We start from the raw sequence: 14,292 nt of genomic DNA, 5'->3' as shown, positions 1-14,292 counted from the left end.
TGATGCGGTCCATCGCGTCGCCGCCCGACGGGTCGGTCAGATTCGCCAGCATCTTCAGCGTGAACTTCATCAGCAGCGGGTGCGTGAGCCCCCGCTGGGTCGCGATCTTCATGACCTTCGGGTTGCCGATCAGCTTCACGAAGGCGCGGCCCATCGTGTAGTAGCCGCCGTAGGTGTCCTTCAGGACCCGCGGATAGCGCTGGAGGGCCATCTCGCGCTGTCCGGGAGTCTGCCGGGACAGCGCCTGCACGATGACGTCCGCCGCGATCTGGCCGGACTCCATGGCGTACGCGATGCCCTCGCCGTTGAACGGGTTCACCAGCCCGCCCGCGTCACCGACCAGCAGCAGGCCCTTGGTGTAGTGCGGCTGCCGGTTGAAGGCCATCGGCAGCGCGGCGCCGCGGATCGGCATCGTCATGTTGTCGGGCGTGTAGCCCCAGTCCTCCGGCATCGACGCGCACCACGCCTTGAGGACCTCGCGCCAGTCCAGCTCCTTGAAGGCGGACGACGAATTGAGGATGCCCAGGCCGACGTTGGAGGTGCCGTCGCCCATGCCGAAGATCCAGCCGTAGCCGGGCAGCAGCCGGTCCTGCGGACCGCGCCGGTCCCACAGCTCCAGCCACGACTCCAGATAGTCGTCGTCGTGCCGGGGCGAGGTGAAGTACGTACGGACGGCGACGCCCATCGGCCGGTCCTCGCGCCGGTGCAGCCCCATCGCGAGCGACAGCCGCGTGGAGTTGCCGTCGGCGGCGACGACGAGCGGGGCGTGGAAGGTGACGGGCGTCTTCTCCTCGCCCATCTTGGCGTTGACGCCGGTGATACGGCCGGTGCGCGGGTCGATGATCGGCGCGCCGACGTTGCAGCGCTCGTGCAGCCGCGCCCCGGCCTTCTGCGCCTGCCGGGCCAGTTGCTCGTCGAAGTCGTCGCGCTTGCGGACGAGTCCGTAGTCCGGGTAGCTGGCGAGATCCGGCCAGTCGAGCTGGAGCCGTACGCCACCGCCGATGATCCGCAGGCCCTTGTTACGGAGCCAGCCGGCCTCTTCGGAGATGTCGATGCCCATGCTCACCAACTGCTTGGTGGCACGCGGGGTGAGACCGTCGCCGCACACCTTCTCGCGCGGGAACGCGGTCTTCTCCAGCAGCAGGACATCCAGGCCCGACTTGGCGAGGTGGTACGCCGTGGTGGAGCCGGCCGGGCCCGCCCCGACGACGATCACATCTGCGGTGTGTTCGGAGAGGGGCTCGGTCACAGCGGGATCTCCCGAAGACTCGTGGGACTCGGCTGGCGGGCCCCATCATGGCGTACCGACGGCTGTGGACATGTTCGGCACTGGACAGGTGCAGTCTATGGGTGCCTGTTGATCGACAAGTTGAAGGGCTGCCCCCGTGAACGACATCACCCGACCGGTCCCCGTCGTGCGGCTCCGCGTCCCCACCGAGGAGGACTCGCGCGAGTGGCACCGGGTCTTCGACGATCCCGATGTCATGGAGTTCCACGGCGGCCCGGCGCCGCTCACCGAGTACGAGGAGTTCGCCGCCCGTCAGCGCGCGCACGCCGCCGAACGCGGCTTCTGCCTCTGGACGATGCTCGACGACAACGACGAGGTCATCGGCTTCACCGGGGCGCAGCCGTGGCCGCACACCTCGTTCGGCCCGGTCGGCGAGATCGAGATCGGCTGGCGCCTCGGCCGCGTGTACTGGGGCAAGGGGTATGTGACGGCCGCCGCGCACGCGACGCTGGAACGGGTGCGGGCGGCGGGCGTCCCCACCGTCGTGGCGATGGTCGACGCCCGCAACGACCGCTCGGTCGCGGTCGCCCGGCGTCTGGGCATGGAGCTGGAGGAGACGTTCGTGACGCCGGTGGGGAAGCGGAAGGCGTACCGCTTCCGGCTCCGGCTCGACCGGCCCTGACCCCGCTCAGACCTCGGCCGGCTTGACCCCGCGGTGCAGTGCCACGACCCCGCCGGTCAGATTCCGCCACGCGACCTTCGACCAGCCGGCCTTCTGGAGCAGACCGGCGAGGCCCGGCTGGTCGGGCCAGGCGCGGATGGACTCGGCGAGGTACACGTACGCGTCCGGGTTCGAGGACACCGAGCGCGCCACCGGGGGCAGCGCGCGCATCAGGTACTCCGTGTAGACGGTCCTGAAGGGCTCCCACGTCGGCTGGGAGAACTCGCAGATCACGACCTGTCCGCCGGGCTTGGTCACCCGGTACAGCTCGCGGAGCGCGCTGTCCGTGTCCTGGACGTTGCGCAGACCGAAGGAGATGGTGACGGAGTCGAAGACGTCGTCCCGGAACGGGAGCTTCGTCGCGTCACCGGCGGTCAGCGGCAGCCAGGGGTGGCGCTTCTTGCCCTCGCGGAGCATGCCGAGCGAGAAGTCGCACGGCACGACGTAGGCGCCGGTGGCGGCGAAGGGCATCGAGGAGGTGGCGGTGCCCGCGGCGAGGTCGAGGATCTTCTGCGCGGGGCGGGCGTTCACCGCCCTGGCGACCTCCTTGCGCCAGAGCCGTGCCTGGCCGAGGGAGAGCACGTCGTTGGTGAGGTCGTAGTTCGCCGCCACGTCGTCGAACATCGAGGCGACTTCGTGCGGCTGCTTGTCCAGGGAGGCCCGGGTCACTGGCGTTCCGCCTGACTTGTCTCGGTTGTCTCTGCGCCGTTCACCGCGGCAGACCGCGGTACACCGGCCATTCTCGCAGGCGGGCCACGGCGCCGCGCGGCTGCCTCACGCGGGTCGGCGCGCGGGCTCAGGCACGCCGGTGGACGAGCCGCCCGTCGAGGACCGTGGCCACGCAACTGGCCGCGCCCGCACGCGCGAGCGCGCCGTACGGATCGCCGTACGGATCGCCGTACGGATCCGCGCCGGCCGGCACGTCGAAGACGGCGAAGTCGGCGGGACGGCCCTCGAAGCCCAGCGGCGGCAGCGCGAACGCCTCCTCGACCGGCCGGTCCGCGAACACGTCCAGCGTCGGCGGCCCCGGCGGTTCGCCGGCCCGCCGCTCGATCCCCAGCCCCGAGCGCGCGACGGCGTCCGCCACCGTGGCCCGCCGCAACGTGCCCGCGACCGCGACCGTCCCGTGCGCCAGCATCCGCCGTACCCCGCGCCGCGCGCTCGCGCCCCAGCGGGACTCGGTCATCTCCAGCGCGGCGAGCGCGGCGCCGGTGAGCGGTTCGGTGCCCAGTTCGTCGGCCTCGCGCGGGTCGGGGTGGTAGGCCCGCTCCAGCAGTTCGGGACCGTACGGATTGCACAGCCCCGGTGTGAGGATGCCCGGCCACCGTCTGACCCGGGCGGCGGGATGGACGGCTGCCAGCTCCTCGTACGGGCCGACGGCCTCGATCGCGTCGCCCGCGACCAGGACGGCGCCGCCGGGCACGGGCGCGCGCCCGGCGCCGGGCAGCAGCAGGTCCGCCCGGTGAATCGTCAGTGCCACCCGGTCAGTTGGCGTCGAGCAGCTTGAGTTCCGGGTGCGCCGTACCGCCCTCGATGGCGGTGGAGGAGATGTGCGAGACGACGCGCTCGTCGACCGGGTCGTCCGCCGGGTCGTCGTGCACGACGATGTGCTCGTACGTCGTGGTGCGCTGCGCAGGCACCCGCCCCGACTTGCGGATCAGGTCGATGATCTCCAGCCGGTTCGAGCGGTGCTTGGCGCCGGCCGACGAGACGACGTTCTCCTCCAGCATGATCGAGCCGAGGTCGTCCGCGCCGTAGTGCAGGGAGAGTTGGCCGACCTCCTTGCCCGTGGTCAGCCAGGAGCCCTGGATATGGGCGACGTTGTCGAGGAAGAGCCGGGCGATGGCGATCAGCCGCAGATACTCGAAGAGCGTGGCCTGCGTCTGGCCCTTCAGCTTGTTGTTCTCCGGCTGGTAGGTGTACGGGATGAACGCCCGGAAGCCGCCCGTCCGGTCCTGTACGTCGCGGATCATCCGCAGGTGCTCGATGCGCTCCGCGTTCGTCTCGCCGGTACCCATGAGCATCGTGGACGTCGACTCGACACCGAGGCCGTGCGCGGTCTCCATGATCTCCAGCCACCGCTCGCCGGACTCCTTGAGCGGTGCGATCGCCTTACGCGGGCGGGCCGGCAGCAGTTCGGCGCCGGCGCCCGCGAACGAGTCGAGGCCCGCCGCGTGGATCCGGCGGATCGCCTCCTCCACGGAGACGTCCGAGATCCGGGCCATGTGCTCGACCTCGGACGCGCCGAGGGAGTGGATGACCAGCTGCGGGAACGCGGCCTTGATGGCACCGAAGTGCTTCTCGTAGTACTCCACGCCGAAGTCGGGGTGGTGGCCGCCCTGGAACATGATCTGGGTGCCGCCGAGTTCGACGGTCTCCGCGCAGCGGCGCAGGATGTCGTCGAGGTCGCGGGTCCAGCCCTTGTCGGTGTCCTTGGGGGCCGCGTAGAAGGCGCAGAACTTGCACGCCGTCACGCAGACGTTCGTGTAGTTGATGTTCCGCTCGATGATGTACGTCGCGATGTGCTCCGTGCCGGCGTACCGGCGGCGGCGCGCGCGGTCGGCGGCGGAGCCGAGCGCGTGGAGGGGGGCCGATCGGTAGAGGTCGAGCGCCTCTTCGGGGGTGATCCGGCCACCCTCGGCAGCGCGGTCGAGGACAGACTGCTGGTCGGCCTTCTCGGTCACCGGGGCGTCACCTTTCGGCGGTGTATCAGTGGATCTACGGACCGATCCAGCGTACGCCAGGGGGCAGGACCGACCGGCTGCCGGGCTCGCGGGGGCCTGGTGGCCGCTACCGCTTCCTCAGCGTCCCCGTCGGGTTGCCCGCCGCCTCCTCGCGTGAGGCGAAGCTCAGATCACCGTTGTCGGTGAGGGTGAACGTCAGCGCGGCGGCCGCCGTGGTCGTGCACATCCCCGCCTTGCCGGGCCGGTCGGGATCGGTCGACTCCTCGATCCGGATCTCCTTCGCGGTGGCCGACACGAGCGTGCCCACGCCGTAGCAGTTGGCCTCCACGCCCAGGAGCGAGAGGAAGCTGGTCGAGCGGAGCACCTTCTCGCCCTTCTCGCCTTCGGTGATCTCGACCGTGTAGTCGCCGTGCGGCAGCCCGTTCCGGTCGGTCGTCGGGCCCTTCCAGGTGCCGACGAACTCCTTGGGCACGGCCGGAAGTGCGCCGGCCGCGCCGTCGTGCGTGGCCGACGCACTCGGCCTGTCCGCCGCCGAATCACCGCGGTCGGAGGAGGCGTCGTTGGAGAACTGGTCGAGGAGCAGCGTCCCGCCGAGCGTGATGGCGGCCAGCGCTCCCGCCACGGCGAGGACGACGGTGCAGCTGATCTTGCGCCGGCGGGGCCCGGCCCGGCCGGCGGTGACCGAGAGGGACATGCGGGGGTCATGGGTGTCGTGGATGTCGTGGATGTTCCGGGCGTCCTGGATGTCCTGGGGGTGTCCGTCGGCCGTACGGGGCCGCGCGAGCGCGTCCGGCTGCGTCGGGGGCCCGAACTCGCCGAGCGGGGGCGCCGGCCCGAACGACCCGGCCGTCGGCGGCGGCGTGTCCGGCTGCGGCGGTGTGGGCCAGTGCACCGGCCGGCCGGGGGCGCTCCGTACGGGCCGCGCCGTCTCCAGGTCCAGGAGTTGTACGGCGGCCCGGCTGACCTCCCGTACCAGCGGGTCAGGCAGCCAGCCCGCGTCGACCAGCGGGGCCGCGCCGCCGGGCGCGAGCCGCGCGGCGACCTGCGCGGGCGCGGGCCGCGCGGCCGGGTCCTTGGCGAGACAGTGGGCGACCAGGTCCTTCAAGTCGCCGTCCAGCGCGCCCAGTTCGGGCTCCTCGTGGACGACCTTGTAGAGCAGCGCGGCGGACGAGTCGCCGGGGAACGGGCTGACTCCGGCGGTGGCGTACGCGAGCACCGCGCCCAGCGAGAAGACGTCGGCGGCGCCCGTGACGCCCTTGCCGAGTATCTGCTCGGGCGACATGTAGCCGGGTGAGCCGACGGAGACGCCGGTGGAGGTGAGCGAGGCGGTGCCGTCGGTGGCGCGCGCGATCCCGAAGTCGATGAGCCGGGGCCCGTCGAGGGCCAGCAGGACGTTCGACGGCTTGACGTCGCGGTGGACGAGGCCCAGTTCATGGACCGCGCCCAGCGCCTCGGCGAGCCCGGCTCCCAGCGCCCGTACCGTCCGCTCGGGCAGTGGGCCGTACGTGGCGACCGCCTGGGTCAGCGAGGGGCCCGCCACATAGCCGGTGGCGACCCAGGGCGTGGCCGCCTCCGGGTCGGCGTCGAGCACGGGCGCCGTCCAGGCGCCGCCCACCCGGCGGGCCGCCGCCACCTCGCGGCGGAAGCGGGCCCGGAATTCCTCGTCCTGCGCGAGGTGCGGATGGATGACCTTGACGGCGACCGTACGGCCGCCCTCCGACCTGGCCAGATAGACCCGGCCCATGCCGCCGGCGCCGAGTCTGCCCAGCAGCCGGTACGCGCCGATGGTGCGAGGCCCGTCCGCGTCGAGCGGCTGCATACCCGTCCCCTCCCCGTTCCGCGTGTGTCGCCCCTACCTTCTCAGGACGGGAGCAACTCGACGTGGGGGTCGGCGGGATAGCCGGTCGTGGGTCCGGTGCGCCGGGCGAACTCCCGTACGCCCGCGAGCTGGTCGGGCCCGAATCGGAAGTCGAGCGTCGTGAAGTAGCGCTCCAGCAGCTCCGCGTCGAAGGTCTCCCAGCGCGCCGCCTGCTCGGCGACCTTCGTGACCTCCTCCAGCGACACGTCGCGGGAGGCGAGGAACGCCTGGTGCACCATGCGCACGGTCTCCGGCTCGCGCGCCAGGTAGTCCTTGCGCGCCGCCCACACCGCGAAGACGAACGGGAGCCCCGTCCACTCCTTCCACATCTGCCCGAGGTCGTGGACCTGGAGGCCGAGGCGCGGCGCGTCGTGCAGCGAGGCGCGCAGGGCGGCGTCGCCGATCAGTACGGCCGCGTCCGCCTCCTGCATCATCAGGCCGAGGTCGGGCGGGCACGTGTAGTAGTCGGGCGTGACCTCGTACTTCTCGGCGAGCAGGAGCTGCGCGAGCCGTACGGCGGTCCGCGAGGTCGAGCCGAGGGCCACCCGCGCCCCGTCGAGTTCGTCGAGCGGCACCTGAGAAACGATCAGACAGGACATGACGGGCCCGTCGCAGCCGACCGCGAGATCGGGGAATGCGACGAGGTTCTCGGCATTGCGGAGGAATTCGACCACGGTGACGGGACCGATATCGAGATCTCCGCGCACGAGGCGCTCGCTGAGCTTCTCCGGGGTGTCCTTCGTCAGCTCAAGATCGAAGAGGGCTCCTGTTCTGCCGAGGCCCCAGTAAAGGGGGAGGCAGTTCAGGAACTGGATGTGACCGACGCGCGGCCGGACGCGGGGGTGATCGCTTCCGCCGGTCGCGGTGTCTGCTGTGCTTTCAGGGGAGCTGTCCACACCGCGAGGCTAGACCCGTGGGGCGGGTGAGGCCGTCATGGGGGCCGGACGGGGGGCCTCTGGCGGGTCTCCGTCGCACGTCAGGGACCCCGCCACGTCAGCCGGCCGGAGGCCTCTTCAAACGTCCGGGTGAGGTGATCTTTGGGTGATCTTTCCCTCTACCGCTGCCCGTGAGACGCGTGCTAGGCTCGCCGCAAGTTGCAGTTTGGTTTCCCTTGCAGTACAGAGCCTGCGGAGCATGTGACCCGCAGGCTTTTGTAGTTTTCAGACTTGTTTGCAGGTTCTGGAGCAGGGCAACCCTTTGGCCCAAGGAGGGCTTATGGCTACCGGAACCGTCAAGTGGTTCAACGCTGAAAAGGGCTTCGGCTTCATCGCCCAGGACGGCGGCGGCCCGGATGTCTTCGTCCATTACTCCGCGATCAACGCGTCCGGGTTCCGCTCCCTCGAGGAGAACCAGGTCGTGAACTTCGACGTCACCCAGGGCCCGAAGGGCCCGCAGGCGGAGAACGTAACCCCGGCCTAGTTGCCCGGGTCGGAAGATCGCGCACGGAAATAAGCAGTATCAAGGAGCCCTGCTCCCCGCATGTCCGGTGCGGGAAGCAGGGCTCCTGCCTTGCCCGGCGCGTGAGAGCTGACGGTGCCGGCGGAACGGGCCAGGGCGGTCGGGGCCAAAGTCGCGCTGGTCAGGGCGAGTTGGGCGAGACCTTCGCGATCCGAACGACAGGCCCTGGGTCGTGTCTTCGAAGTAGCGCCGTCCGCCCGCAGGGCGGGGCCCGCGGCGGCTGGTGCGGTGCATCGCAAGGCGGAGGATCGGTCTCGTACCGGGCGTACTCGGCCGACTCCGACAACGCGGCCAGGTGCCGCCCGCCGCGGCAGCGGCTGATGTCACTGCGGCGTCGCGGGCCAGGCAAGACTTTGAAGACACGGCCTAGCCGTACAACTCCTCGATCTCCGCCGCGAAGTCCTCCACGACCGCCGTCCGCCGCACCTTGAGCGACGCCGTCAGCTGCCCGCTCGCCTCCGTGAAGGAGACGGGCAGCACACGGAAGCGGCGGATCGACTCGGCCCTGGAGACCAGCCGGTTGGCCTCGTCGACCGCCCGTTGCAGCGCGGCGAGCAGGTCCTCGTCCGCGACCAGCTCGTCCCGTGTCAGATGCTCCTTCTTCCTCATCTGGCCCCAGTGCGCGAGCCCGTCCGGCTCCAGGGTGATCAGGGCCGTGACGTACGGGCGGTTGTCGCCGAGCACCAGGCACTGGCCGATCAGCGGGTGGGCGCGCAGCCAGTCCTCCAGTGGGGCCGGGGCGACGTTCTTGCCGGCCGAGGTGATGATGACGTCCTTCTTGCGGCCGGTGATGGTGAGATACCCGTCGCCGTCCAGCGCGCCCAGGTCCCCGGTCGCGAACCAGCCCTCGTCCAGGGCCGGTACGGGCTCGCCGCGCTCCATGTCCCAGTAGCCGGCGAAGACCTGCCCGCCGCGCAGCAGCACCTCGCCGTCGTCGGCGATCCGTACCGAGGTGCCGGGCAGCGGCCAGCCGACCGTGCCCAGGCGGGGTTTGAGCGGGGGTGTCACCGTGGCGGCGGCCGTGGTCTCCGTCAGGCCGTACCCCTCGAAGATCGTGATCCCCGCGCCCGCGTAGAAGGCGGCGAGGGGGCGCCCCAGCGGGGAGCCGCCGCAGATGGCCTGTACGACCTTGCCACCGAGTGCGGCGCGTATTCGCCGGTAGACCAGCGGGTCGTAGAGCGCGCGGGCGGCCTTCAGCGGCAGCCCGGGGCCGGGGCCCGTACCGGCGGTGGCGGCCTCGACGGCCAGCCCGTACCGCCGGGCGATCTTCGCGGCGCGGTCGAAGGAAGCGGCGCGGCCCATCTTCTCGGCGGTGGCGCGGCCGGTGTTGAAGACCTTCTCCAGGACGTACGGGACCGCCAGCAGGAATGTCGGCCGGAAACCCGCGAGATCGGCGATGAGGTCGTCGGTGCGCAGCGACGGCGCGTGCCCGAGCCGTACCCGCGCGCGCAGACAGCCCACCGCGACCATGCGTCCGAAGACATGGGAGAGCGGCAGGAAGAGCAGCGTGGAGGCGGGCTCCTTGCTGACCGATTTGAAGACGGGGTGGAGCAGTTCGATGCAGTTGTCCACCTCCGCGAAGAAGTTGGCGTGCGTGAGGACGCAGCCCTTCGGGCTTCCCGTGGTGCCGGAGGTGTAGACGAGGGTGGCGAGGGACGCGGGCGAGAGCGCGGCGCGCCGCGCGTCCAAGTCCGCGTCGGGGATGTCCGCGCCCGCCGCGCGCAGCGCGTCGACGGCGCCGGTGTCGAACGTCCAGAGGTGGGCGAGGTCCGGCAGTTGCCTGCGCTCGTGGCTGATCAGCCGGGCCTGTTCCTTGCTCTCGACCGCGCAGGCGACGGCGCCGGAGTCCTGGAGGATCCAGCGGGTCTGGAAGGCGGAGGAGGTGGGGTAGACGGGGACGGTGACCAGGCCGGCGGCCCAGGCGGCGAAGTCCAGGAGCGTCCACTCGTAGGTCGTACGGGCCATGATCGCGAGCCGGTCACCGGGTCGCAGCCCTTCGGCGATCAGCCCCTTGGCGACGGCCCGGACCTCGTCGGCGAAGGCGGCGGCGGTGACGTCCCGCCAGCGCCCGTCCGCCTGCTTACGGCTGAGGACGGCCTCGTCCGGGGCGTCCCGCGCGTTGTCGAAGGGAATGTCGGCGAGGGACCCGTCCGGGGCGGGCGGCACGAGGGGCGGCACGGAGACCTGCCGTACGACTCCGTCCATCCACAGCTTCTCGGGCTCGACCTGTGCGAGGTCCGGCGGCGCGGACACCACCGGCGGCGCGGGCACGACCGGCGGCGCGGGCACGACCGGTGGACCCGGTGCGGATGGCGGCGCGGGTGCGGATGGCGGCGCGGGCACCTGCCGCGGCTGGGACCCCACGCCATCGTCGGGGACGTCTGCGGACACGCGCTGTTCCCTCATCTCTGCGCGGAGCGTGGGGCTCCGGTCCGGGCAGAGTTAATCCGGAGCGGGTCGCGAAATCAAGGCGGCGACGCCGTCACCACGTCCCCCGCCCCACCGCTGCCGCCAACTACCGCCGCGTGGCTGACGAGTTGCCCGTCGGCCACCGCTCGCCGTCCATGAGGCTTCCGAGCCCCGTCCAGGCGAAGTTCATCAGCGTCGACGCGGCCTCCTTCGCCGAGACGTCCGGGGTCTCGTTCGCCCAGTCGGCCAGCGCCTCGGCGGCGCCGACGAGTGCCTGGGCGACCCCGACGACGTCCCGGTCCCCCAGGTCCGCCAGATCGGGCGTGGCGGGCTTCGCGCGGGCCGCGTCCCGGAGCAGGGCCGTCACGAAGGAGATCAACTCCCCCCGCATGGTGATCACTTCGGCGGCGAAGGTCTCCCCGTGCGTTCGGGCCTGCCGGTGCAGCACCGACCAGGCGTCGGGGTGCTCCGCGGTGTGCGCGAAGAACGCGGTCAGCCCGGCCCACAGTTGCTCGTCCGGCGCGAGCCCCGGCTCCACGACACCGGCGCGTACGGCCGCGAGGAGCGCTTCGGCCTCGCGGCGGATGCACGCGGTGAACAGGTCCTCCTTGGAGTTGAGATACAGATACACCAACGGCTTGGAGACCCCGGCCAGTTCGGCGATCTCGTCCATCGAGGCCGCGCGGTAGCCCCGCCGCCCGAAGGTCGCCACCGCGGCGTCCATCATCTGCCGCTCACGTACCTCGCGCGGCATCCGTTTGATCTTCCCCGCGCCTGCGGAACCCACCTGGTCTTCCTCCCACCCCACCTGCCCCCGAACCCGCGTAAGCCTACGGTCAGAGCCCGCGCTCGATCGAGTCGAGCAGGCGCTTCCCAGCCTTCCCGGCCTTCCCGGCCTCCACGGGAAGCAGGCCGCGCGGCGGCCCGTCGAGCAGCGGCACGGACAGCCCGTGGACGGCCGGCCGGACGACGTACTCGGCACCGGGACGCCGTTCGGGCGGCAGGTCGCCCGACTCGACCGGCCCGTCGGGAGCGGCACCCCGCCGCCGGTGGTCGCGGCACTGCGCACACGACGCGGCGGCGCCCCCGGCCGAAAGGCCGGGGACGCCGCCGGGACGTGACTCGTGATCCGTTACCGCGTCACGCGGCGACCGGGACAGCGGTCTCGCGGTCGCTGGGCTCGGGCTCCGGCTCGTCGATCGGGGACGCCGACGCGGAGTTGTACTTGTCGAGGTCCAGGATCTTCTCCCGTGACGCGACGATGACCGGGACCAGGGCCTGGCCCGCGACGTTCGTCGCCGTACGGATCATGTCCAGGATCGGGTCGATCGCGATCAGCAGACCCACGCCCTCGAGGGGCAGACCCAGCGTGGAGAGGGTCAGGGTCAGCATGACCGTCGCACCGGTGAGACCGGCCGTGGCCGCCGAACCGACGACCGAGACGAAGGCGATCAACAGGTAGTCCTGGATGCCGAGTTGAACGTCGAAGATCTCCGCGATGAAGATCGCCGCCAGCGCCGGGTAGATAGCGGCGCAGCCGTCCATCTTGGTGGTGGCGCCGAACGGGACGGCGAAGCTCGTGTACTCCTTCGGCACGCCCAGGCGCTCGGTCACCCGCTGGGTGACGGGCATCGTGCCGACCGAGGAGCGGGAGACGAAGGCCAGCTGGATCGCGGGCCAGGCGCCCTTGAAGAACTGGATCGGGCTGACCTTGGCGACCGTCACCAGCAGCAGCGGGTAGACGCCGAAGAGGACCAGGGCGCAGCCGATGTAGACGTCGGCGGTGAAGGTCGCGTAGTCGCCGATCAGGTCCCAGCCGTAGTCCGCGATGGCGTAGCCGATGAGGCCGACGGTGCCGATCGGGGCGAGACGGATGACCCACCACAGGGCCTTCTGGAGCAGTTCGAGCACGGACTCGCTGAGCGCCAGGATCGGCGCGGCACGGTCACCGAGCTTGAGCGCGGCGACGCCCGCGATGGCGGCCAGGAAGACGATCTGCAGGACGTTCAGCTCGGTGAACGGGGTGATCACGTCCGTCGGCACGATGCCGGTCAGGAAGTCGATCCAGGAACCCGAACCCTCGGGCTTCTCCCCGTCCTTCGGGGTGAGGCCGGTGCCGGAGCCCGGGTTGGTGATCAGACCGATCACGATGCCGATGACGACGGCGATCAGCGACGTGATCAGGAACCAGAGCAGGGTGCGCGAGGCCAGCCTGGCGGCGTTGTTGACCTTGCGGAGGTTGGTGATCGACACCAGGATCGCGAAGAAGACCAGCGGGGCGACGGCCAGCTTCAGCAGCTGGACGAAGATGCTGCCGATCTTGTCGAGCGTGGTGTAGAGCCAGTCGATGTCCTGGCTGCGGGCGAGCCAGCCGAGCAGGACGCCGAGTACGAGACCGGCGACGATCTGGGCCCAGAACGGGACCTTGGGTATGGAGAGACCTGGGCCTGAACCGGCCGGCTTGTCGGCCTGGTCGGCCTTGCCGGTGGTGGCGGGCTCGGAATTCGCGGACACGGACACACTCCAGTTGGGCATACGGAGATACGGGGACGAGGGGGGTGGAACTGGGGGGTGCGGCGCCCGTGCGTCAGAAGTGGCGCCGCCGCATGAAGCGGGCTCGGATCAGCGAGAGCCGCAACAGACCGCGGACATGCAGCGGCAGAGATCGACATGCAGGCGCGCCACGAGCGCGAGGCTCACGGCGTGATGGCGCACTGCTGTCTTCATGCCCGATACATTAACACCGGGACTTTGGGGAACTCAAAGGTCTGCTTTGAGGTATCGAGGGGCGGGCGAACCGCCAACTGCCCCTGGCAGCACCGGCGCCCCAGCGCGTGAGCGGCTGGGGCGTGACGGACAGGCATGCGTGCGGTCGTACGGGTGTGACGAAACTTACGCGGTGCTTATACGGGACAGGACCCGTCCTACTGGGTCGCACCGTCCTCCTGCGTACGGTTCGCCTCCAGCTTGGCCTTCGCGGAGTCGACCCTGCCGACGAGCTGGGCGGACATCTCGTCGCGCTGCTTGCGCAGCAGGATGAAGCTGAGCGGCGCGGAGACGACGAGCGCGAGCAGCAGCACCCAGATGAAGTTGGAGTCGCCCAGGCCCTTGGGCAGCGCGCCGAACTGGACCAGGGCGGCGACGACGACGAAGCTGCCGACGAAGATGCCCAGGCGCATCGCGGTGTAGCGAATCGTGGCGCTCGTTCTGGCGGCGGTCACAGCGGCCCTCTCTCCTCGTGGCGATGTACGCGTCCGGCCGGATGACGACGCGGGCGTCGGACGTACGGGTCCGGCGTACACGACCAGTGAAGCACGCCGTCCGCCGTCCCATATAAGGGGGTTACCGCTCAAGGGATCCGGTGCAGCGGCAGCAGCATCGTGATGTCGTCGCGGTCGTCGCCGGGCGCCACCCGTATCGCGTCCGGCACCCGGCCGACCTCCTTGTAGCCGCACGACGCGTAGAAGTGGTCCACCCCCGTGCCGCCCCGGCAGGTGAGCCGTATCGCCTCGATGCCGTCCAGGCCGCGGGCGGCGTCGGCCGCCGCGTACATCAGCTCCCGGCCGTACCCCTTGCCCTGGTGCCGCGGGTGGACCATCACCGTGTACAGCCAGAGCCAGTGCCGCATCAGCCGGTGGGTGTTGAACGTGAGGAAGGCCGTGGCGGCCACCGCACCCTCCTCGTCGTGTCCGACGAGCAGCCGGGTCCGCCCCTCGGTCATCGACGCGAGGTGTCTGACCAGTTCGGCGCGGACGTCGTCCGGATCCACCGGAGGTACGAAGCCGACGGCGCCGCCCGCGTCGGAGACGTCCGTCCAGAGCGTGACGATCCCGTCGCGCAGGGCCGGGCCGACGGGCGGGTCCAGGGTGAACACAAGCGGCGACGTAAGTGGCATTCGTCAACACTAACTATTACCCGCCCAGGTACTCAACCC

Annotated in this window: 14 protein-coding genes; 3 read left to right on the top strand and 11 right to left on the bottom strand. The window is 70.9% G+C overall.

Annotation, left to right across the window (positions count from 1 at the left end; all coding sequences use genetic code 11):
- A partial coding sequence (locus tag P3L51_RS11315; protein ID WP_354604994.1) for a geranylgeranyl reductase family protein occupies positions 1 to 1,249 on the bottom strand: 1,249 nt, incomplete at its 3' end.
- Positions 1,250 to 1,394: 145 nt separating this feature from the next.
- Between P3L51_RS11315 and P3L51_RS11310 the strand changes: the two genes are divergently transcribed.
- Positions 1,395 to 1,910, top strand: a complete 516-nt coding sequence (locus tag P3L51_RS11310) for a GNAT family N-acetyltransferase (RefSeq protein WP_354605002.1) — start codon at positions 1,395 to 1,397, stop codon at positions 1,908 to 1,910.
- 6 nt (positions 1,911 to 1,916) lie between these two features.
- Here the strand turns inward: P3L51_RS11310 and P3L51_RS11305 are convergent, their stop codons facing one another.
- From P3L51_RS11305 to P3L51_RS11285, 5 genes are all read right to left on the bottom strand, one after another.
- Positions 1,917 to 2,618: a demethylmenaquinone methyltransferase gene (locus tag P3L51_RS11305; protein ID WP_354604993.1), complete on the bottom strand. Its 702-nt coding sequence runs from the start codon at positions 2,616 to 2,618 to the stop codon at positions 1,917 to 1,919.
- Positions 2,619 to 2,745: 127 nt separating this feature from the next.
- The gene (locus tag P3L51_RS11300) at positions 2,746 to 3,423 is read right to left on the bottom strand and encodes an amidohydrolase family protein (protein WP_354605001.1); all 678 of its coding nucleotides are present in this window, start codon (positions 3,421 to 3,423) and stop codon (positions 2,746 to 2,748) included.
- Positions 3,424 to 3,433: 10 nt separating this feature from the next.
- The gene (gene mqnC, locus P3L51_RS11295) at positions 3,434 to 4,633 is read right to left on the bottom strand and encodes a cyclic dehypoxanthinyl futalosine synthase (protein ID WP_354604992.1); all 1,200 of its coding nucleotides are present in this window, start codon (positions 4,631 to 4,633) and stop codon (positions 3,434 to 3,436) included.
- Positions 4,634 to 4,739: 106 nt separating this feature from the next.
- Complete coding sequence (locus P3L51_RS11290; RefSeq protein ID WP_354604991.1) at positions 4,740 to 6,452, bottom strand: serine/threonine-protein kinase; 1,713 nt, start codon at positions 6,450 to 6,452, stop codon at positions 4,740 to 4,742.
- A 41-nt stretch (positions 6,453 to 6,493) separates the two neighbouring features.
- The gene (locus P3L51_RS11285) at positions 6,494 to 7,387 is read right to left on the bottom strand and encodes a menaquinone biosynthetic enzyme MqnA/MqnD family protein (RefSeq protein ID WP_435594427.1); all 894 of its coding nucleotides are present in this window, start codon (positions 7,385 to 7,387) and stop codon (positions 6,494 to 6,496) included.
- A gap of 319 nt (positions 7,388 to 7,706) precedes the next feature.
- Between P3L51_RS11285 and P3L51_RS11280 the strand changes: the two genes are divergently transcribed.
- Positions 7,707 to 7,910: a cold-shock protein gene (locus tag P3L51_RS11280; RefSeq protein ID WP_003967102.1), complete on the top strand. Its 204-nt coding sequence runs from the start codon at positions 7,707 to 7,709 to the stop codon at positions 7,908 to 7,910.
- Between the two features lie 405 nt (positions 7,911 to 8,315).
- Here P3L51_RS11280 and P3L51_RS11275 read toward each other — a convergent pair whose 3' ends face one another.
- Together P3L51_RS11275 and P3L51_RS11270 are read right to left on the bottom strand one after the other, a co-directional pair.
- Positions 8,316 to 10,292, bottom strand: a complete 1,977-nt coding sequence (locus P3L51_RS11275) for an AMP-dependent synthetase/ligase (RefSeq protein WP_435594429.1) — start codon at positions 10,290 to 10,292, stop codon at positions 8,316 to 8,318.
- A 172-nt stretch (positions 10,293 to 10,464) separates the two neighbouring features.
- The gene (locus P3L51_RS11270; RefSeq protein WP_354604998.1) at positions 10,465 to 11,112 is read right to left on the bottom strand and encodes a TetR/AcrR family transcriptional regulator; all 648 of its coding nucleotides are present in this window, start codon (positions 11,110 to 11,112) and stop codon (positions 10,465 to 10,467) included.
- Between the two features lie 196 nt (positions 11,113 to 11,308).
- Between P3L51_RS11270 and P3L51_RS11265 the strand changes: the two genes are divergently transcribed.
- The gene (locus P3L51_RS11265) at positions 11,309 to 11,479 is read left to right on the top strand and encodes a hypothetical protein (protein ID WP_354604990.1); all 171 of its coding nucleotides are present in this window, start codon (positions 11,309 to 11,311) and stop codon (positions 11,477 to 11,479) included.
- 19 nt (positions 11,480 to 11,498) lie between these two features.
- Here P3L51_RS11265 and P3L51_RS11260 read toward each other — a convergent pair whose 3' ends face one another.
- From P3L51_RS11260 to P3L51_RS11250, 3 genes are all read right to left on the bottom strand, one after another.
- A complete protein-coding gene (locus tag P3L51_RS11260; RefSeq protein ID WP_354604989.1) occupies positions 11,499 to 12,872 on the bottom strand; it encodes a dicarboxylate/amino acid:cation symporter in 1,374 nt (457 codons plus the stop codon).
- 410 nt (positions 12,873 to 13,282) lie between these two features.
- Positions 13,283 to 13,579, bottom strand: coding sequence for a DUF4229 domain-containing protein (locus P3L51_RS11255; RefSeq protein WP_354604988.1), 297 nt, complete (start codon positions 13,577 to 13,579; stop codon positions 13,283 to 13,285).
- Between the two features lie 128 nt (positions 13,580 to 13,707).
- Positions 13,708 to 14,253: a GNAT family N-acetyltransferase gene (locus P3L51_RS11250; protein WP_354604987.1), complete on the bottom strand. Its 546-nt coding sequence runs from the start codon at positions 14,251 to 14,253 to the stop codon at positions 13,708 to 13,710.
- Between the last annotated feature and the right edge of the window lie 39 nt (positions 14,254 to 14,292).

The sequence above is a fragment of the Streptomyces panacea genome, from assembly GCF_040560175.1.
Lineage (GTDB): Bacteria > Actinomycetota > Actinomycetes > Streptomycetales > Streptomycetaceae > Streptomyces > Streptomyces panacea.
Note: the sequence above shows the minus strand (reverse complement) of the source record. Positions and strands in the feature narration are given on the sequence as shown.

Bases quoted from the DNA above. Each gene is read 5' to 3' on its own strand.
- P3L51_RS11250 (WP_354604987.1), bottom strand. From the start codon at position 14,253: ATGCCACTTACGTCGCCGCTTGTGTTCACCCTGGACCCGCCCGTCGGC.
- P3L51_RS11270 (WP_354604998.1), bottom strand. From the start codon at position 11,112: ATGCCGCGCGAGGTACGTGAGCGGCAGATGATGGACGCCGCGGTGGCG.
- P3L51_RS11290 (WP_354604991.1), bottom strand. From the start codon at position 6,452: ATGCAGCCGCTCGACGCGGACGGGCCTCGCACCATCGGCGCGTACCGG.
- P3L51_RS11280 (WP_003967102.1), top strand. From the start codon at position 7,707: ATGGCTACCGGAACCGTCAAGTGGTTCAACGCTGAAAAGGGCTTCGGC.